This is a genomic window from Herbivorax alkaliphila (assembly GCF_030848475.1).
Lineage (GTDB): Bacteria > Bacillota > Clostridia > Acetivibrionales > Acetivibrionaceae > Herbivorax.
The window spans coordinates 1-20,454 of record NZ_JAVDDS010000038.1 but is presented as its reverse complement, the minus strand read 5'-3'; the positions used below and the strand labels follow the sequence as shown (position 1 = coordinate 20,454).

Sequence of the window (20,454 nt, the reverse complement as noted above, 5' to 3'; positions counted from 1 at the left end):
CACAACGCAAAAGCCACAGAGAAAAACCTGTGGCTTAAAAATTACCCACACATCTCTCTCAACGCTTACGAGGTTAGCTGAAGAATTTGGATCGAAAGAGCTGACCCTACTTAACATAGATTAAGATTCATCCCAAAATATGGTTCCCCCGTTCAATTTGATTAAGCGCTTAATAAAAGTATATAGTTATTCGTCAAAATAACTGATTATGTTTTAAAACTCTATCTTTATAATACCTATGCTATTTGTTAATAATATATTATATGCAGTCACATCATTATTGACTATATTTCTTTATTCACTACTATATAACTAGCACTTTCACTATATGTCTTTTTAATTTATCTAAAAAATCAGAATAGTTAACTTTAGATATTCAAATACTTTTTAATAATCTTTTTTGCCTTATTGACCAAGTGCCTTTTAGAGTAGAATTATAAGATTATACCCACCTCCATAATATGTTATTTTATCAACTTCACATGTATCTGTCAATATTATATTGAGGTTAACTTCAATTTTTTATCCGTTTTTAAACTTCACTTTAATCTTTATAAAAGCGTTTACAAGCATTTTTATGAATTTATAAAATATAATTATTATCTCTACACCTATAAGTATAGCAATTAAAACAGCCAACTCCTTATATTCTGTAAGTTTTTCAATCAAAGCTGAAAAGAAACTCATTTCAGAATACACATTATCTTTAGGATATATTTTCACATCAATAGCTGTATCATCCATCAAGACATATCTTACAAATCCCACTTCCTGATCTTTTGTCACAGGAGGTGTTAACTCGTCATCCTCAATTTGCAAATAAGATTCTTTTATATAATTAGTTCCTATGGGATGAACATAGTAGTAGTCCTGTATGCTAATTAGATATACCACTTCATCACCTATAGGCTCTATTTGAAAACGTTGATCCTTTTCAACCAAAATACCTCTTTTAAAATTTTCAAAACCATAATCTAAAAGCTTGTTAGAATCGCTGTCTAGGCTTTCTTTTGGAGCATCAAGAACTATTGATACAAGTTTCATATTGTCTCTTGTAGCTGAAGTTATAGATGTTTGACGTTCAATATCATTAAAACCAATTCTACCTCCATCAACATCATCACGACTTAAAATAAGCTTATTATCATTTTGCAAAAAATCGTTTTGTTCAGACCAAACCCATACCCTAGATTCAAAAACACGTTCAAATCCAGGGTTATTTAATGCATGTCTAGTCAATATAGCCATATCATACGCAGTGGTGTACTGACCATCCTCCTGAAGACCTGTTGGATTTACAAAAACAGTATCCTGCATACCCAATTCATCTGCCTTTTGATTCATAAGATTTACAAATGACTCAATATCTCCTCCTATATATTCTGCTAGTGCATTGGCACTATCATTTGAAGAATTTAGCATTACAGAGTATATAAGATCTTCTACTCTATATTGTTCTCCCACCTCTAAGTTTGACACTGCTCCTTCAACAGCAACAGCATTCCGACTTATAGTCACCCTTGATTCATCAGGCCTTGACTCGTTTTCTATAGAGAGTAAAGCAGTCATGATTTTATTTGCACTAGAAATATGAAGTTTCTCATCTGGATTTTTTTCAAATAACACTTGTCCTCTGTGTACATCTATTAAAACTGCTGATACTGCATCTAATTCAGGCTCATCAGTATCAGCACTAACTAAAATTGTACACAAAACAGCTACAAGCAAAGCAACTATGATATATAAAGTTGAAAATATACCTTTGTTATTCATAGAATTACCTCATTTTATCCTTTTATAGTGGAGCACCTATAAATATTATTATATTACTTTAATACTGCTATTACAACTTATTATATATTATTTTCACAAATAATATTCCAAGAAAATCCGTTGAGAAATTCCATTGCCTAGCCCTAACATAGCGATTTACAAACCTAATATTTCTATAATTTCCCGTACTTTAAGGTTAAATCTTAGAATTTCTTTTTTCTAATTGGGGAAAACTGAATAATATGATAGGAGGTGATTATATGGGTGATAAAAAAAAGAAGAAAAAAGCTTCAAAAAAAGAAATGTATGAATTTGCTAATGATCAATTAGGAGAAAATAAAGAACCAACATACAATCTTTTAAATGCTAAAGAAAAAGAGAAAGGAAAAAAAAGAAGTAAAAAGTCCTAGTATCTAAGAATTTTATAAATGAATAATAATTTTGTATTCTAAAATAATAATATGTTATCATTTATTTTTTAAATTCTTTGAGCTATACTAAAATTAACGAAATATTTCAGACTTCTTTGTTAGCATTTTAGGTTCATCGTTTGTTTTACGTTTCAAAGATGCTTGCTTGTTTCTACTAATTAAACCAATATTTATTTAACTATTTTTTATCGAAATTGGGGAGAATTGTTCGGAAGTATTTAGGGGAGCTAGATTATCAAATTAGGGGAGATTAGAGATTAAATTTAAATGTACACTATAATATATAAACATTATAAATATTATATTATTTTGGGGAGGAAATAGAATATGAAAAATGTAAAAGCAAAATTAATTATTGGTTTTTTAGTTGGTAGTTTAGTTGTGACTCAACTAGTAACTATAAGTTATGCATCTTGGTATAGATTTAGATAATTTTTAATAACACCCGAAAGGGTGTTTTTTTATGTCTTATTTTCTATAGCAAACTTATAAACTTAGAATATGTATACCTTTTATGTTATAAAATATTCCGAAAAAACATGAAATATTTTTATTTACATTTATTAAATACAACCAAATTCAATGAAACTATTGTATATCTATAGGGCTATTTGTTATAATTTTATTGATAACATTTTTTTTGTAGGTGAGGTGTTTTTTTATGTCAGAAAAAACTATATATAAAGAAGATACTATAACGGATTATAAAACACCAAAAATGTACCGAGTTGTTTTTCTAAATGACGATTACACAACAATGGATTTTGTAGTGGAAGTATTGATGTCAATTTTTAACAAAAATCCTTTAGAAGCAACTCAGATTATGTTAGACGTTCATCAAAAAGGAAAGGGAATCGTAGGCACCTATACTTACGACATAGCTAAAACTAAAATAGCACAAGTTGAACAAGTTTCAAAAAAAAGAGATTTTCCACTTGTATCTATTATGGAACCTGAATACTAAGAATTACCTTATTATTTCACTTAGAAAGGGTGAAGTTTTATGAAATTAGATGATACTACAAACAAAATAATTATGGCAGGTTATAGCCAGGCAAAGCAACAAAAACATGAATACTTTACACCTGAACACATTCTATATGCTTCTCTTTTCTTTGAGGAAGTTACAGCTATTTTCAAAAGTTGTGGTGGTGATGTTGAAAAGATTAAACAAGACCTTATATCTTTTTTTAAAGATAATATGACTGTTACTGAAGACTCAGATCCTATAGAATCTATCGGCGTAAGTGATGTAATGCAGTCCACTGCATATCACTGTATGTCATCAGGTAAGGAAGTAATATATATTGGCGATATTATAGCTGCAATTTATAATCAAAAAGAGTCTTTTGCCTGTTATATACTTCAAAAAAATGGTGTTAGAAAAATTGATGTATTAAAATACATTTCTCACGGTGTATCTTTAGTACCTAAATCTAAAGATACATCTTTAAAACCTGTAGAATCAGAGACTAAAGAAAAAAACAAAGAAAAAAATGAACCAGATAACGAGTTTTTAAGCAACTTCACTGTTGAACTTACTCAAAAAGCAAAAAAAGGGGAAATTGACCCTCTCATCGGTAGAGATGACATTGTAAACAGAACTATCCAAGTTTTATCACGAAGGCTAAAAAACAATCCAGTTCACGTTGGAGACCCTGGTGTTGGAAAAACTGCTATAACAGAAGGGTTGGCCAAAATGATAGTGGAAAACAAAGTCCCTAAAGCATTGAAAAACTGCAAAATATATTATGTTGATATGGGAAGCATGATTGCCGGAACTAAATACAGAGGTGACTTTGAAGAAAGAATAAAAAAAGTACTAAATGAAATACAAAGCCAAAAAAAAGCCATTGTATATATAGATGAAATTCATACAATTGTTGGAGCAGGCTCTGTTTCTGACGGTGCAATGGATGCTTCTAATATAATAAAGCCATTTTTATCTCAAGGTAAATTACGCTTTATAGGATCAACTACCTATGAAGAGTACAAAAAATACTTTGAAAAAGATAGGGCTTTATCTAGAAGATTTCAAAAAATTGATGTGCTTGAACCTTCTGTCCAAGATACTTATAAAATACTCTCAGGACTAAAGGACAGATACGAAAATTTTCATAATGTAAAATACACTGACAGTGCCTTACAGCTAACAGCAGAATTGTCTGCAAAATATATTCAGGACAGGTATCTCCCTGATAAAGCAATTGATGTCATTGATGAAACTGGTGCATATGTAAGACTTAATTGTAAAAATGAAGAAAGAACCATAAGCATTAAAAATAAAGACATTGAAAAGACAGTATCTTCAATTGCTAAAATACCAAAACAAAGTGTTTCTAGCAATGAAATTACAAAACTTAAAACTTTAGATAAAAAAATAAAATCCCAAATATTTGGACAAGATAAAGCTATAGACACTGTATCTACAGCTATAAAAAGAGCAAGGGCAGGACTTAATGAAGGTGAAAAACCAGTTGCCTCCCTTCTTTTTGTAGGACCTACAGGTGTTGGAAAAACCGAGCTTTCAAGACAGTTGTCTAAAACTCTTGACATTCCACTAATCAGGTTTGATATGAGTGAATACCAAGAAAAACACACAGTGGCCAGACTTATCGGTTCTCCACCTGGTTATATAGGTTATGAAGAAGGTGGACTTTTAACTGAATCAATAAGAAAAACACCCCATTGTGTACTTCTTTTAGACGAAATTGAAAAAGCAAATTCTGATATATTTAATGTGCTCCTTCAAATTATGGATTATGCTACTCTTACAGAAAACAATGGTAAAAAAGCAGATTTTAGAAATGTTATATTGATAATGACTTCAAACGCTGGAGCCAGAGAAGTAGGTAAGACAATGATAGGTTTTGATAAAAGAAATATAGAGGAAAGTGCTATAACTAGAGAAGTGGAGCGAATATTTTCACCTGAATTTCGAAATCGCTTAGATGATGTAGTAATATTTAATCATATTAATGAGGACATGGCTGTTCTGATAGCCAAAAAAGCCATAGCTCAATTTAGAAAACAGCTTAAAGCAAAAAATATTAAACTTAAAGTATCCTCTAAGTGTTATAAATGGCTTGCTCAAAAAGGCGTTACTTCTGTTTTTGGGGCACGGGAAATATTAAGAATTGTACAGGAAAAAATTAAAACATATTTTGTAGATGAAGTTTTGTTCGGTGAACTATCTAAAGGTGGAACTGCTTTTATAGATGTAGTGAATGATGAGATAAAAATCCATAAAACAGTATAGGGATGATATAAAGATGCCAATTTTTCAACTTACAGAAGATATAATTTTTCCCCATCCTTCTTTAGCTAGTGAAGATGGTATTTTGGCCATAGGAGGAGACTTAAGTGTTGAACGTCTCCTCTTGGCTTATGAAAACGGAATTTTTCCTTGGTTTTCTGAAGATGATCCTATAATCTGGTGGTCCCCTGACCCTAGATTTGTACTTTTTCCTCAGGACATAAAAATTTCTAAATCAATGAAAAAGTTTTTAAGAAAAAATTTATATAGTGTTACCTTTGATACTTCCTTTGAAGAAGTAATTTCAATGTGTGCAAACCTAAGAATAGACAACACTTGGATTACCAGCGAAATAATAGAAAGCTATGTTATGCTTTACAAATTAGGTTTTGCTCACTCAGTTGAAGTATGGTATGAAAATTCTCTTGTAGGAGGACTTTACGGAGTATCAATAGGAAATTGTTTTTTTGGAGAGTCTATGTTCTCTAAAATGGATAATGCTTCTAAAACAGCACTGATTCTCTTGTGTCAAGAACTTTGTAAAAAAAATTTTCAATTGATAGACTGTCAGATTTATTCTAAGCATCTTGAATCTTTAGGTGCTGTAAACATTTCGAGAGATGAATTTTTAAATCACCTCAAATACGGGCTACTTCATAAAACCTACACAGGCAATTGGAGTGAACTTTTTAATGTATAACTTAGTAAACTCGTTTAGCTAAGCTAAACAAAGAGAGGAATTTTTTATTATGAAAAATATTAAAAAAATACAATTAATACTCCTTGCTCCTTTAGGATATCTAATTTTTTTTCTTTCATCATTCACACCAGGTATTGTTGAAAAAATTTACTCTAATGGTGTGTTTAAGGCTATAGCCAGATTTTTCAGTCTCCTGACAGGGTTTATCCCTATATCCATTGTAGAATTACTTATTATATCAATTGTTGTATTTTTTCTTGTAAAATTTATAATGTTAATAATCAAAGCAATTAAGACTCCTTCAAACATCTTTAAAATCCTTGGAAATGTATTTGTAAACATTCTTGTCATTGCAAGCATAACATATTTTTCCTTTATGTTGTTGTGGGGCATTAATTACCAAAGACTTCCATTTAGTGCAACTTCAAACTTAGATACTAGTCCCGCCACTACCCAAGAACTGGCTGAGGTATGCGAAAATCTTTTAACAAAGGCAAATCAATTAAGAGAATTAGTTGATGAGGATGAAAATGGAATTATGATACTATCTACAGACATGAATTCTGCTCTTAAAAGAGCACACAAGGGCTATGAAAATGCTCAAAAGGTTTACCCTAACCTTAATTATAAAAACTATGGAAGACCTAAAGGTGTAATTTACTCTGAGGTGCTATCTTATTTAGGTATTGGTGGAATATATTCTGTATTTACAGGTGAAGCAAATGTAAATATCGATGTACCCCATCCTGGAATCCCATTTACAACCTGCCATGAAATTGCTCACCAAATAGGGTTTGCTCGGGAAGATGAAGCCAATTTTATAGGATATATTGCCTGTAAATTTCACCCTGATGTAGACTTTCAATATTCAGGTATCTTCTCTGCATTAAGATATGCCTCTAATGCCCTTTACACCCACGACCGTGAAAAATACTGGAAACTTAGAGAAAACTTTAGCGACGGAATATTAAGAGATATTAATGCAATTAGTGAATATTGGCAACAATATGAAACTCCTGCAAGGGAAATTTCTTCTTCGATAAACGATGCATATCTTAAATCCAATATGCAAAGTGATGGCGTTAAAAGTTATGGGAGAATGGTGGATCTTTTAATTGCAGAATATAGAGAACATAATTAAAAGACTCCACCATTGTAAGGTGGAGTCTTTTAATTATGTATATATTTTTATTTTTTACATATATTCAGAAGCATCCGGTATATCATCTTTAGTCATTACATTTTTTTCTGTTTTATCTCTATAAACCTCAAAAGTAAAAACAATGAAAATAAAAATAACTATAGCTGATAAAGCTGCTGAAAGGATAAGTGCAACTTGAGTAATTGGTACAAACATCACTACAACAGATGCAATAGTAGATCCAACACTTATAAGCAGTGTTATACCGATTATTGGCCAAAAATATGATTTTACCACCGACATAGCCTTGGATATCCCCCCAAACACTCCTATTTTATCTGTCACTACCGCAGTAAATCCCATAACTGTAACATTCATTACAAAAACAAAAAGTATAATAATCCCAAAAAACATCATTATTCCAAATAAAATCGCTAATGGTAATGCAACACCTGCTACAATGCCAAGAATCATTGAAACTAGAGCTACTATTAAACCAATGACTATATAGAAAACTATTAGAGCTAAAATATACAAAAAATATTTTAAAACATTGTTCTTCATCTCTATAAAAAAGTCTCCAAAACTTGCACTTCCATTTGAATAAATTCTATTTATAATTCCATAGGTAGCAGGCATAACAAACAAAAGTAAAATAGTAACTATAATAGAGGAACTCATCAATCCATCCAGTTCTGGAAATCCCTGTTGCGTAATTAATTCTTCAAAAAACTCTGGATTATTAACGTTCAAGGCGTCCATATTACTTTCTAAAAAAATGCTAAGCTCTTCAAGCCCTGGAGCCACCATCAAAGACTGAATTGCATAAATCACAAACAAAGGTATTGCAAAAATTATGTATTTTCCAAAAAACTTAAATGAATTTTCCAAAAACCTCATATAAAATCCTCCCTTAATAATTTTTTACTGCAAATTTTAATTACATTATAAAGCAATTTATCTTTAATGTCTAGTTTAATGGTTAAGTCTATTCTCTACGACAGACTTTTATAACTAAACTTTCATGAAAAAAGTTTACTTAAAGACTAAAGATAATCCCTCTGTGCAGTCTCTTTATTTGTTCTATCTCTATATATTTCAAACCCAAAAACTATTAGGACATAAATACACATAACAGCAAAAAAGCTCTTAACAACTGGTCCAACTATAAAAATAGCTTCTAATACGCCACCTATCAATGCATTTATAGTAATATATAAAAATCCAATAGTAAAAGTTATTCCAACGCTGGACCAAAAATATGACTTAACCAATTCGTAGGATTTAGACATTGCTGAAAAAACCTTCATATTATCCCATGCCATAGCTATAAACCAAATATTCAAAATGTTGAACAATGCACAAAACATTATCAATGCTACAATAGCGACAATAGCTAAAAATATTAAGCCCAATAACAAGTTGATAGAAAATAAAATAGCAAACATAAGAAGAACAAAAAATAAAATAACACCTACTACAACAAAAAAGAGCACTACCCCAAGAAAATACTTCATATACTTTAAAAAATATTTTTTAAATGAAGTAAAAAAAGCTCCCAACCCCGTTTTGCCAGTTTCGTAACCTTTAATAATCATTCCATATGTTGCAGGTAAAACAAAAAGACTTAACAATAATGCTAAAAGAAAAGAATGTATAATTAAATCAAAACTTGGAGCCAACTGAACCACTACTCCATGAAAATCAATACCTGCAATATCTCCCTTTGCTATAACAAGATCCGACATCTCGTTTAATGCCTCGTCTATTTTTTCAAACCCTGGAGCACTCATTATGCTTCTAACAATACTTATAATAAGTAAAGGCACAATTAATAACATATACTTCCCAAAAAATTTAAAAGCATTTTCTAAATATTCCATAAAACCTTCCCCTTTTTATTAATACAAATTCTCATTACATTATAAAGTTATTTACTTAAAAAGTCTAGGTGTAAAAAATAAGGCTGTCAACTTATGGTAGATCTTGGAGGTTAGAAGTTGGATACATAAAAGGGAAACACATGGACAATCAATGTGCTTCCCTTATTACATTCTAAGATTCTGTTTTCTATAACAATAACTCTAGCCCATAATAACTTCTATATGATGTTCCCTTTTGTCATTTACAAGAGATATTTTTTTATTAGCTATCTCCTTGTTATCTATAAAAACTTTTTTAACACCTTTATTTACCCTGTCAGGATTTTTCACTTCTATAACATAGCTGGTATCTTTAAATTTATACTTTATATCAAAACCACTCCAATTTTTTGGTATACATGGATCAATTAAAAGCGACTCACCATTCTTTTTAAATCCAAGGATATATTCAAAACCTACTCTGTAAATCCATCCAGCAGCACCTGTATACCAGGTCCATCCTCCTCTTCCCGTATGAGGCTCTACTGAATAAACATCTGCCGCCATAACATAAGGTTCTACTTTATATTTCGAGTACTCAATTTGTGTTCTCGAATGATTTATAGGATTTAACAGCTCAAAAAGCTCCATTGCCTTTTCTCCATCCCCCATTTTAGCATATGCCATAACCACCCAGGCAGCAGCATGAGTATACTGTCCTCCATTTTCCCTGACTCCTGGAACATAACTTTTTATATATCCTGGCTCAAGTTCTCCCTCATCAAAAGGTGGTGTGAGAAGTTTTATTAGTCCCTCATCTCTTTTAATCAAATAATTTTCAACAGAGTTCATTGCAGACATAATCCTCTCTTTACTTCCACCTCCTGAAATTACAGCCCATGTCTGTGCCAGTGAATCTATCTTGCACTCACTGTTTTGTACCGACCCTAAAGGTTTTCCATCATCAAAATAGGCTCTCCTGTACCAGCTTCCATCCCATCCATTCTCTTCTATTGCTTTTGCTATCTTCTTTGCTGAAGTAATATACTTCTTAGCCCTGTCTTTTTCCCCTTTTCTTTCACAAATAGGAGCAAAGGCATTTAGTATAGAATACAAGAACCAACCAAGCCATACACTTTCTCCAGCTCCTTTGTTTCCAACTGTATTCATACCGTCATTCCAGTCACCTGAACCCATCAGAGGTAATCCTCTCTCACCAAATTTCAAAGACCTATCTATCGCCCTTATACAGTGTTCATATAAGGTGCCAACAGTTTCAGACACTTTAGGTATTCGGTAGGCTTCATCTTCAAAATCTTTTAAAGGCTCATCTTCTAAAAATGGCGTTTTTTCAGATAATATGCCATAATCCTCTGTAATTTTTATATATTCTGCTGTAACATAAGCCATCCACAAAAGATCATCAGAAAATCTAGTTCTTGTCCCCTTATATTCTTCTTCATGCCACCAGTGTTGTACATCTCCTTCTAAAAATTGATGTTTTGAGTGAAGAAGAATTTGATTTTTTGTAATATCAGGCCACACATGAGTAACTGCCATAGAATCCTGAAGCTGATCCCTAAAACCATATGCCCCTCCTGATTGATAAAATGCCGATCTAGTCCACATCCTGCATGAAACAACCTGATACATAAGCCATCCATTAAGTAAATAATCCATTGCAGTATCAGGTGTATAAAACTGCACTCTCCCAAGTTTTTCTGACCAAAAATCTTTTACTTCATTAAAAGCTTTTTTAGCTTCCCCAACTTCTCTATATTTAGTTACAAGGCTTTTCACTTCTTCTTCCGACTTTCCTGCACCTAATAAAAATACAATTTCTTTTTCCTCACCTGCTTTTAGGTTGATATTTACATTCAAAGCAACACAGGGGTCTAATCCTGCTCCAAGTCTTCCTGAAAACTCTACCTGTTTTATGCCGTCAGGTTTTTTGATGTCACCTGTACCAAAAAATTCTCTTCTGTCCCCAGTAACTGAGCGTGTCTCTATTGAAGAGTCAACAAACGTAACTCTATCTGAAAACTCTTCATTGTAATTATTTGTTATTAATATAGTTCCCAAGTCATGCATACTGGTGTTTACATGTGGAGCAGTAAACTGATCACTTACTCCAAGAACAGGTCTTATATAATATACAAAACTTAAATTTCTGACATTTTCAGATGTATTTTTAATTTTCATAATACTTATTTTTACAGAGTGACTCACAGGGACAAACTGTACCATGCTATGCCAAATGCCATGGCATTCATGCTCAAAAACAGTATACCCAAAGCCATGCTTAATTTTATAAGACCCGTCATTACGTATTGGTAAAGGAGTAGCTGACCACACTTTTCCATCACTATTATCACATAAATAAAGAATTTCCCCTGGGGTATCACTTACCGGGTCGTTTGACCAAGGAGTAAGCTTATTTTCACGACTATTTTCATACCAGCTATATCCTGAACCCGACTCTGTTACCAAAAAACCAAATTTCTGATTTGATATAACATTTATCCATGGAAGAGGAGTATTAAGATTTTTTTCAAGGTGAATCACATACTCTTTACCACCATTTCCAAATCCACCTATTCCGTTATAAAAACTCAGTTCTTCCTCCTCGATAAACGTTTTTCTCTCATAACTTTTAACCTCAGATTCAAATTGTTTAAATTCTGGAAGACTTATCTTTTCTTCTTTCATAAGCTGTTCTTCCAAATTTCCCAAACTTCCATCCAGCACAATTCTTGCAGTTGCACAGATTAAGTCAATATCCTCTTTTTTCATATTACTTTTCTTTAAAATAAATACTCCTCCAGGTCTATTTATCATATCGTGAGCATGACTTGCTCTTATCACATCATTTAAAAGTCCCTGAAGTGGATTATTATAACTGTTTCCTTCCTCATTAATAATCACCAAATCAACTTTAAGATTTTTAAACTTCCAATATTCGTGTGCTTTTAAGATATCATAAATAATATCTATATCATCTGTTTTGTCAAGCATAACAAGTACAATTGGTATATCTCCTGAAATTCCATAAGCCCACAATGCAGATTGTCCTTTTTTATTGTCTAATATACACTTACTTCTCAATCTTTGCCCAGGACTTATAAACAGTATGTGCGGCATTAATTCCTGATAAAATTCAATTTCTTTAGCTTTAAGATTTAGATACCTTGCTTCCACTCTGCTTCTTGTAAGGGCAAGATCAAATTCTTCAGATATAACACCTTGACTCGAATATTTTTCTAATTTTTCCAAAAGCTCATCTCTGCTATCAGCTAAAATTGTTACAAATGAAATTTTAACTGAACTTTCAGGCTCTATTTTAACCATTTGTCTAAGACTCATAACAGGATCTAAAACCGGACCTGCTGAATTAGTCAAAGGCTTATTTGGCTCTAAAACAACTGGATCAGATATATTTCTGCCTCTTCCTAGAAATTGCAGCCTGTTTGTATCAAACTGAACTCCTCCAACAACTTCACCATCCACAGACAATGTATTTGCAACCCACAGAGTTTTTTCACCTTCCATTCTAGGCCTTCTACTTGCAATAATGCTATTATATTCAGAAACAAACTCTGTCCTTATAAAAAGATTGCTAAATGCGGGATGAGCTACATCTGAACCATGGGGAGCCAAAACTAATTCAAAATAACTAGTTATTTCCATAACACAGCTATCCTTCTCATGATTTGTAAGTGTTACCTTTCTAATCTCTGCATTATCTGATGCAGAAACTGCAACTTGGGTCAAAGTGTCAATATTCCCATCTTGTCTAAAAAAGCGTGCTTCTCCTGATATAAAAGACACTTTATAATTATCAGGTTTTTTGCCATAAAGATTATAAGAAGATGACCATGCCTCATCTTTTTTTGTGTCTCTAAAATAAAACAACATACCATAACTATCTAAAACCACATCTTCCCGCCATCTTGTAATATCAAGATTTTTGCACCTGCTATATCCTGTACCTTTGTCTGTAACCATCACAGAATAACTGCCATTGGACAAAATATGAACTCTTGGAAGCACTGGATTTGGTTTTTCATATTCTCTATGTGAATCCTCTTCTTCATATACAACATCTTTAAATGGAATAACTTTTTCTTTATTTTCCTTTGTAAAGACAATATTAGCAGGTACTTTTTCCTGTAAAAGAAGCTTTGCAGCTTCCACCACAGGATCTTTGTGAAAACGGTTCTGCATTATATTATCATTTATCCAGTTATCAAGAGACAAAAGGCTCATTCCCTGATGGTGAGCCATGTAACTTTTTACAATCCCACGCTTTTCCCCCATAGGAAGTCTTTCCGGTGTATAGTCTAAGGCTTCATAAAAACCAAAGGAACCATTCGCTCCTTCCCTGTCAAGTTTTTTTAAGTTTTTTATAGAACCAGCTGGATCTACCTGTATTGCCAGCATGGTAGCATAAGGCGCAACTACCATGTCCTCTACCAGCCCTCTTTTTAACCCCAACCAAGGCACTCCAAATGCTTTGTACTGATAGTTTAAGTCTATATCAAAGGCATAAAAGCCTGATTCAGAAGTTCCCCAGGGCACATTTCTTTGCTTTCCATACTTCTTTTGACTTCTTACCACAAAAGAATACGTTTCATCCATCAATGTATTTTTATTTCTTTTCATGATAAGAAGAGGCATAAGGTATTCAAACATAGTTCCGCTCCACGATACCATACCCTTATAACTATCAATCTGTGTAAGAGTTCTTCCAAGTTTGAACCAATGTTGTTCTTCAACTTCCCCTCTGGCAATTGCAATATAGCTTGTCTGTCTTGCCTCAGAACCTATCAAATCATAGTATGAATTTGTAATGCTGCCCTCTTGGACATCATAACCTATTGAAAACAATTGCATCTTTTTATCATATAGATGATTAAACTCTGTATCATCTGAAATTTTCCTTATTCTTTCTATTAAGCCCATATAACCTTTAATCAACTTATCTGCATTTTCTATTGAAGTTGAAAGAGACTTTTTTAATCTATCAATCCATAAAATTTTTATATCCTTAACTTTATTTCTTTTCATGATTTTTTCAAGTTTTTCTATAATAATTATTATTTCACCATACTCCTTTGGTAAATCTTTTAATGGAATATAGGTTTTAAGTCTTTTTAATATAGTATCAATAAGTTTTTTTACATCTTTAGACTTATTATTATCAGTTAATTCCTGTGGAATATCACCTATCAAACTACTCCATGATAAAAGTTTTTCAACTTCCTCCTTAAAATTGTTTATCATATTGTTTGTTTTTATTTTCCATATATCAGGCTTTTCCCTTTTATTTTTTTTCTCGTAAAACAACCTGTCTAAAGCATTTATCCAGATATCAATTTCTAAAAAGGTTTCATCACTTTCTAAAAACTTATCAAGATACTCTGTATCAGGATAAAATTTATCATTTTCTTTTTGAATAAGGCCAAGAGTATCTCTTAATCCATATACAAAATTCTTATCTAAAAGAGGCTTTTTTAAATACTCTATAAGTCCCTCTTTTAAAGTAATAAGATAGCCTACAAAGTTACCACTATCTACAGTGGATACATAAGCAGGTTTTAATGTGTTTAAAGTCCTAGTATCGTACCAGTTATACAAATGCCCATTCCATTTTTCCATTTTTTCAATGGTTGCAACTGTTCTCTCAACTATTTTATACATTTCCACTGTACCAATATATCCAAAGTCTCTTGCAGCTAGAACTGACAACATACCCAATCCTATATTTGTAGGAGACGTCCTGTAAGCTACTCCATTTGGAGGATCCTCTTGATAATTATCTGGGGGAAGATAATTATTTCTTTTGTCTACAAAGTCTTCAAAAAACCTCCAAGTCTTTCTGGCAATTCTTCTAACCTCAAGTATATCGTCTTTGCTTATAGATTCTTTTTTATATACAGTCTCCTCACTTACTTTATATGCAATATAAGGAGATACTACCCAAATAATAGATAAACTCGCTGCAACAGCCACAGCATCTGGTTTTAACCACATTGACAAACCAAGTATTATTATAGCTTGAAGTATTGCAAACCTCATCCTTATAACATAACTTTTAATTGAGTCCTTAAGGGATTTTTCTGCATCTAAGGCAGTAACCCACTCTAACATATTTCTTTTAGTAAAAAATACTCTGACTATCGTTATTAATATTGCATTTACCATAAGATATGCCTGATAGGGCAAAAAAACAAATTGAAGTAGCTGCTGAAACAAGCATGCTTTCAAACCACATATTGCAGGGGTATAGCTTTTAGACTTTAATGCACTAAGTGGCTTTGAAACAATATAATCAATACCTCCAGTTATTAAAGGAAAAAAAACACTTAAAAGGGCAACTCCCAGCCAAAACAACACACTACCAGGCAACACACTAAATGCCAGTATAATTAATATCATTATGGCTGGTGCCATAACACTCCTTCTTAAATTGTCTACTATTTTCCACCTAGCTACAATGGATAGCGGGTTTCTTACCTTGTCTCCTTTTTGATTTTTTATATGTTTGAAAATCCATGGAATAAGCTGCCAGTCACCTCTTACCCATCTATGCTGTCTCATTGCGTAAGAGCTATATTTGGCAGGGTATCCGTCAATAAGTTCTAAATCTGTAACAAGGCCTGCTCTTACATAAGAACCCTCTAAAAGGTCATGACTTAAAACTGCATTCTCTGGAATAGCATCTTCTAAAATACTTTGAAATACAGTTAAATCATATATACCTTTACCTGTAAATATACCTTCTTCAAATAAATCCTGATAAACATCTGATGTCGCTGTTGCATACGGATCAATTCCTTCTTCACCTGCAAAAATTCTTGAAAATAGTGATTTATTTACACTTTCTATCTCAAAACCTATTCGAGGCTGCAAAAGACCGTATCCTTCAACAACAAGACCTCTTTTATCATCTACTACAGGTCTATTTAGTGGATGACTCATAGTTCCAATGAGACGTTTAGCGACACCTAATGGAAGAACTGTATCTGCATCAAGAGTTATAATGTATTTTACCCTTGGAAGCTTTTCTATATTTCTTGATAAAATAGAAAAACCTGTTTTCTTTGAACCTAAAATCATATTATTAAATTCAATAAGGGCACCTCTTTTTCTTTCCCAGCCCATCCATTTATTTTGCCTTTCATTGAATTGTCTGTGTCTGTGAAAAAAATAAAAAATTTCTTCCCCTTCTTCACCATATTTTTTATTTAGCTCCGAAACCTTAGACAGTGCAGCATCAACTATTTTTTCATCACCTGGCATATTCTCTTTAGAAGAATCCTTATAATCACCAACAAGAGCAAAATAAATGTTTTTTTCTTTGTTTGCAAGATAATAAACTTCTAAGCTTTCAATAAGTTCCACAGCTCTTTTATCATCTGGAAGCAGAGCAGGTATAACCACCATAGTGCTTAACTCTTCCGGTATGCCTTCTTTCATTTCAAGTTTAGGCAAAAAGGAAGGCTTAACAATATGACTGAGCATCCAGTTTACAGTGTTGACAGCAATATCTGTTGCAGGAATAAAAATTGCCGCTAAGGCCAATAAAACATATACAATTGACCCTTCATATCCTGCCTTATTTATTATATACTCTGCAGTGAACCCAAGAATAATCAATATAATAACACTTATTCCGCCAATATACGCAGGGGTAGGATGACTATCAAAAAAACTCATAGCCTTTCCAAAAAAACTTTTTTCATACCCAACTGCTTTTTCCAGCTCTTTTATACCTTTACCAATAATGTAATATCCAACATGACCTTTATGAATATTTTTTGAATCAGAATTTTGATGCTCTTTTAAGGATAGCTCAACAGCTTTTTTTGCAACATGAATTTCAGAAACATTAAAAAGCTGTGACAGCTCTTCGAGCCTCTTTCTGTAATAGTTTCTAGAAGCAAGATCCATTAAAGGGTAGGTACCAAAAGGATCCTGTCTTAATATTTCCTCTACTTTGCTTAAAGCTTCAAACACCTCAACCCAGTCGGTTGTAGATATAAATTTTAAGCTTATTATACAATTTCCAATAGAACCTTTTCTTTGAGTTTGTTCTCTGTGTTCTTTGTGTGAAATCTCATCTAAACTTGTGCCCTTTATAGAAAGTCTGTCATCTACATGGCGAAGGACATGAGCATAATTTTTACCCATTTTTCGCAGTTTATATGAAAGATGCTCTATAAATGTTGAATCCACATGATGCTTTTTATTTAAATGTAAATCTATATTATTTATAATTTCAGATATGTCGTTATTTTCTTTATCAAAAGCTGAAATAATCTGTTCAACTTTTCTCCTTTGATTTTGTGATTTCTCTATTTTCTCACACAGATATTTTATATTTTCCACAATGGCAATTTTAATCATAACTGCAAGAGCCCAAATTTCTCTTCCTGTTAGAACGTTATTGGACTGATATGCATTTATGTAGTTTATAAGAACATTTTCATCAATTCTGCCATCTGTATGAGACACTAATTCTAGAGCTAATGCATATATCCTTGCATAACCTTTTAATGAGCCACTGCTAATTGCAGGAAGACGCAAATACATATCTTTGCTTAAATCTCTCCTTACTCCCTTAACCTGTTCTTCTATTATATAAAAATTATCAAGCAACCACTCAGCATCAGGAGTTGTAGGAATTCCTTTTTGTACATCTTCATTAAGCATCTTGTAAACAGACACAATATACTTATAATTTTCATTCATTCTAGGTACAGGCCAATTAAAAACATCAGGTTTTCTAAGTACATTATGATCATAAGCAATTTCCCTAGCATGCTCTTCAAGTTCATCACATGTTAAGGCAGCATCTCTGATTTTAATTAATTGCCTGTCGGAATTTCTTTTTAGCAATAGCCACAATAAAACCACTGCTATAAATGAAAGAATAATTATTATATTTACATACAATTGCATTAGAACATACTCCCTTTCTAGAAGCTCCAACTTCCAACCTCTAATTTCTAACTTCTAACTTCTAGAATAGTATGTGCTAAATAAACTATTTCAAAACATATAATTTAAATTTGCATTCTCTTTCTCATAATTTCAAACATTAAAAGACCTGCTGCAACTGATGCATTAAGGGATTCTGCTCTTCCTACCATAGGTATTTTAACAAGACTATTAGAAATATTTTTAATATCATCACTTATTCCCTTTGCCTCATTTCCAATGATAACTGCTATGTTACTTACATTGTCTAAACTGTAGTAAGGCTTTTTTCCCTCTAAATGAGAAGCACAGAGTTTTATTTTTTTATCCTTAAGATAATTTAGATCTTTTAAAATATCATTACTACTGTAAATGGGAATATGAAAAATTGAACCCATTGTAGATCTTAACACCTTTGGATTATAAATATCCACACATCCTCTAGATAAAATTAAGCCAGTTGCTCCTGCTGCATCAGCTGTCCTTATTATTGTACCCATATTACCAGGATCTTGAATAGAGTCTAATACTACAAAAAAATTATCTTTATAGAGCATCGTATCTAAAGAATATTTTTGCATCTCAATTTGTGCCAATATTCCTTGGGGGCTGTCTGTATCAGAAATTTCTTTAAAAAGCTTATGTGGCAAAGTAAAACAATCTTTTTTAGTTTTATCAATAGTTTTAAGCATTTCCTTTCCACCATTTGTATATTCTAGTTTTTCAGAAACAAATATTTTGTCTATTTTAACATTTTCTTTTAGTGCTTCCTGTACAAATCTTATACCTTCAATAAAGTACATGTTTTTGGCTTCTCTATGTCTTTTATCCTTTAAAGATTTTAAAACTTTAATAGCAGGATTTTTGTTGCTGCTAATATAATTCATCAAAGCACCTCCTATAATCTAAAATAGTAATCTTTTAAAACTTTAAAAAAAGAGCTCCTTTTGAGCTCTTTTTTTAAAGTTTTAATTTACTTTACATCTTTAACTTTTTCAACTAACTGTGCAAAAGAATCCGAATCATTAACAGCCATTTCAGCTAACATTTTTCTGTTTAAATTTATTCCTGATCTCTTAAGACCATTCATAAATTTACTGTAGCTAAGTCCATTTAGTCTCGCCGCTGCGTTTATCCTTGCTATCCACAGCTGTCTGAAATTTCTCTTGCGAGCCCTCCTGTCTCTATATGCATAGACAAGTGACTTCATCACTGCCTGTTTTGCCATCTTAAAATTCTTACTCTTTGAACCAAAATAACCTTTTGCCAGCTTTAATGTTTTTTTACGCCTTGCACGGGTTTTAACCGCACCCTTTACTCTTGACATGGCAACGTTCCTCCTTTACTTGTATGGAATCATCTTCCTGATTATTGCTGAATTTGCATCAGATGCAACTGTTGAGTTTCTTAACTTTCTTTTTCTCTTCGTAGATTTTTTTGTTAATATATGATTTCTATAGGCCTGAGCTCTTTTCACCTTACCTGTCCCAGTCAACTTAAATCTCTTTTTTGAAGAGCTGTGTGTTTTTATTTTAGGCATATCCCTTTTACCTCCTTTTTCTATATATTACTGCTTAGGATTTAGTATCATTAACATATTCCTGCCTTCAAGCTTAGGCTTTCTTTCTACAACTCCATAATCCTCAACAGCTTTCGCAAATTCCTCGAGCACACTTTTCCCCAGCGAGGTGTAATTCATTTCTCTTCCTCTAAATTTAACACTTACTTTAACCTTATCCCCATCACGCAAAAATTTAATTGCATTTTTAACTTTAAAACTAAAATCATGTTCTTCAATAGAAGCAGACACTCTAACTTCCTTTACACTAATAGTTTTTTGATTTTTTCGAGCCTCTTTCTCCCTCTTGGCCTGCTCAAACATATATTTACCATAATCCATTATTCTACATACTGGCGGTTTAGCTTTAGGAGCTACTTTAACAAGATCCAAATTTTTAGAATTTGCCATCTTTTGAGCTTCCCTTGAAGACATAACTCCTAGCATATTGCCTTCAGTATCAATAAGCCTCACTTCTTTATCTCTTATCATCTCATTGACCATTGCTTCATTTTTGTTAATAGAAAACACCTCCGGGTTTTTTTCGAGCTTTATGCGTTTTTAAATACAAAAAAACGAATCAAATAATAGATTCGCTTCAATTCTACATAATAAACTTTCGTTTATATTAACCTTACAGAAACAAATTCGTAAGGTGAGAAGCGAATAACTCCTTCTTTTTATTGACTTTTTAATGTTATCAAATAAACAATAATTTGTCAAGAACTTTTTTTGGGTAAATTATATAATA

General features: G+C 32.2%; 13 protein-coding genes and 1 riboswitch. Of the genes, 5 read left to right on the top strand and 8 right to left on the bottom strand.

Annotation, left to right across the window (positions count from 1 at the left end; all coding sequences use genetic code 11):
• Positions 1-48: 48 nt before the first annotated feature.
• Positions 49-178, bottom strand: a riboswitch (cyclic di-AMP (ydaO/yuaA leader).
• Positions 179-522: 344 nt separating this feature from the next.
• Positions 523-1,773: a D-alanyl-D-alanine carboxypeptidase family protein gene (locus RBH29_RS12985; protein WP_306697347.1), complete on the bottom strand. Its 1,251-nt coding sequence runs from the start codon at positions 1,771-1,773 to the stop codon at positions 523-525.
• A 260-nt stretch (positions 1,774-2,033) separates the two neighbouring features.
• Here RBH29_RS12985 and RBH29_RS12980 point away from each other — a divergent pair, with 260 nt between their 5' ends.
• The 5 genes from RBH29_RS12980 (at position 2,034) to RBH29_RS12960 (ending at position 7,301) form a co-directional block, all read left to right on the top strand.
• On the top strand, positions 2,034-2,183 hold the full coding sequence (locus RBH29_RS12980; RefSeq protein WP_306697346.1) for a hypothetical protein: 150 nt from the start codon (positions 2,034-2,036) through the stop codon (positions 2,181-2,183).
• Positions 2,184-2,865: 682 nt separating this feature from the next.
• Positions 2,866-3,168 carry an ATP-dependent Clp protease adaptor ClpS gene (locus tag RBH29_RS12975; RefSeq protein ID WP_306697345.1) on the top strand — a complete coding sequence of 101 codons (303 nt, stop codon included), beginning with the start codon at positions 2,866-2,868 and terminating at the stop codon, positions 3,166-3,168.
• 39 nt (positions 3,169-3,207) lie between these two features.
• Entirely contained in the window at positions 3,208-5,463 is a 2,256-nt protein-coding gene (clpA, locus tag RBH29_RS12970) for an ATP-dependent Clp protease ATP-binding subunit ClpA (RefSeq protein WP_306697344.1), read from the top strand.
• A 13-nt stretch (positions 5,464-5,476) separates the two neighbouring features.
• Positions 5,477-6,160 carry a leucyl/phenylalanyl-tRNA--protein transferase gene (gene aat, locus RBH29_RS12965; protein WP_306697343.1) on the top strand — a complete coding sequence of 228 codons (684 nt, stop codon included), beginning with the start codon at positions 5,477-5,479 and terminating at the stop codon, positions 6,158-6,160.
• 49 nt (positions 6,161-6,209) lie between these two features.
• On the top strand, positions 6,210-7,301 hold the full coding sequence (locus RBH29_RS12960) for a DUF3810 domain-containing protein (protein ID WP_306697342.1): 1,092 nt from the start codon (positions 6,210-6,212) through the stop codon (positions 7,299-7,301).
• A 54-nt stretch (positions 7,302-7,355) separates the two neighbouring features.
• Here RBH29_RS12960 and RBH29_RS12955 read toward each other — a convergent pair whose 3' ends face one another.
• The 7 genes from RBH29_RS12955 to infC form a co-directional block, all read right to left on the bottom strand.
• Positions 7,356-8,201 (bottom strand): hypothetical protein, encoded by an 846-nt coding sequence (locus tag RBH29_RS12955; protein ID WP_306697341.1) that lies wholly within the window; start codon positions 8,199-8,201, stop codon positions 7,356-7,358.
• 146 nt (positions 8,202-8,347) lie between these two features.
• A complete protein-coding gene (locus tag RBH29_RS12950) occupies positions 8,348-9,184 on the bottom strand; it encodes a hypothetical protein (protein ID WP_306697340.1) in 837 nt (278 codons plus the stop codon).
• A gap of 201 nt (positions 9,185-9,385) precedes the next feature.
• Positions 9,386-18,127 (bottom strand): GH36-type glycosyl hydrolase domain-containing protein, encoded by an 8,742-nt coding sequence (locus RBH29_RS12945; protein ID WP_306697339.1) that lies wholly within the window; start codon positions 18,125-18,127, stop codon positions 9,386-9,388.
• Positions 18,128-18,231: 104 nt separating this feature from the next.
• On the bottom strand, positions 18,232-19,032 hold the full coding sequence (locus tag RBH29_RS12940) for a TrmH family RNA methyltransferase (protein WP_306697338.1): 801 nt from the start codon (positions 19,030-19,032) through the stop codon (positions 18,232-18,234).
• Positions 19,033-19,118: 86 nt separating this feature from the next.
• On the bottom strand, positions 19,119-19,472 hold the full coding sequence (gene rplT / locus RBH29_RS12935) for a 50S ribosomal protein L20 (protein ID WP_306697337.1): 354 nt from the start codon (positions 19,470-19,472) through the stop codon (positions 19,119-19,121).
• Between the two features lie 15 nt (positions 19,473-19,487).
• Positions 19,488-19,685: a 50S ribosomal protein L35 gene (rpmI, locus tag RBH29_RS12930; RefSeq protein ID WP_306697336.1), complete on the bottom strand. Its 198-nt coding sequence runs from the start codon at positions 19,683-19,685 to the stop codon at positions 19,488-19,490.
• Between the two features lie 27 nt (positions 19,686-19,712).
• Entirely contained in the window at positions 19,713-20,207 is a 495-nt protein-coding gene (gene infC / locus RBH29_RS12925) for a translation initiation factor IF-3 (RefSeq protein ID WP_306697335.1), read from the bottom strand.
• Positions 20,208-20,454 lie beyond the last annotated feature (247 nt).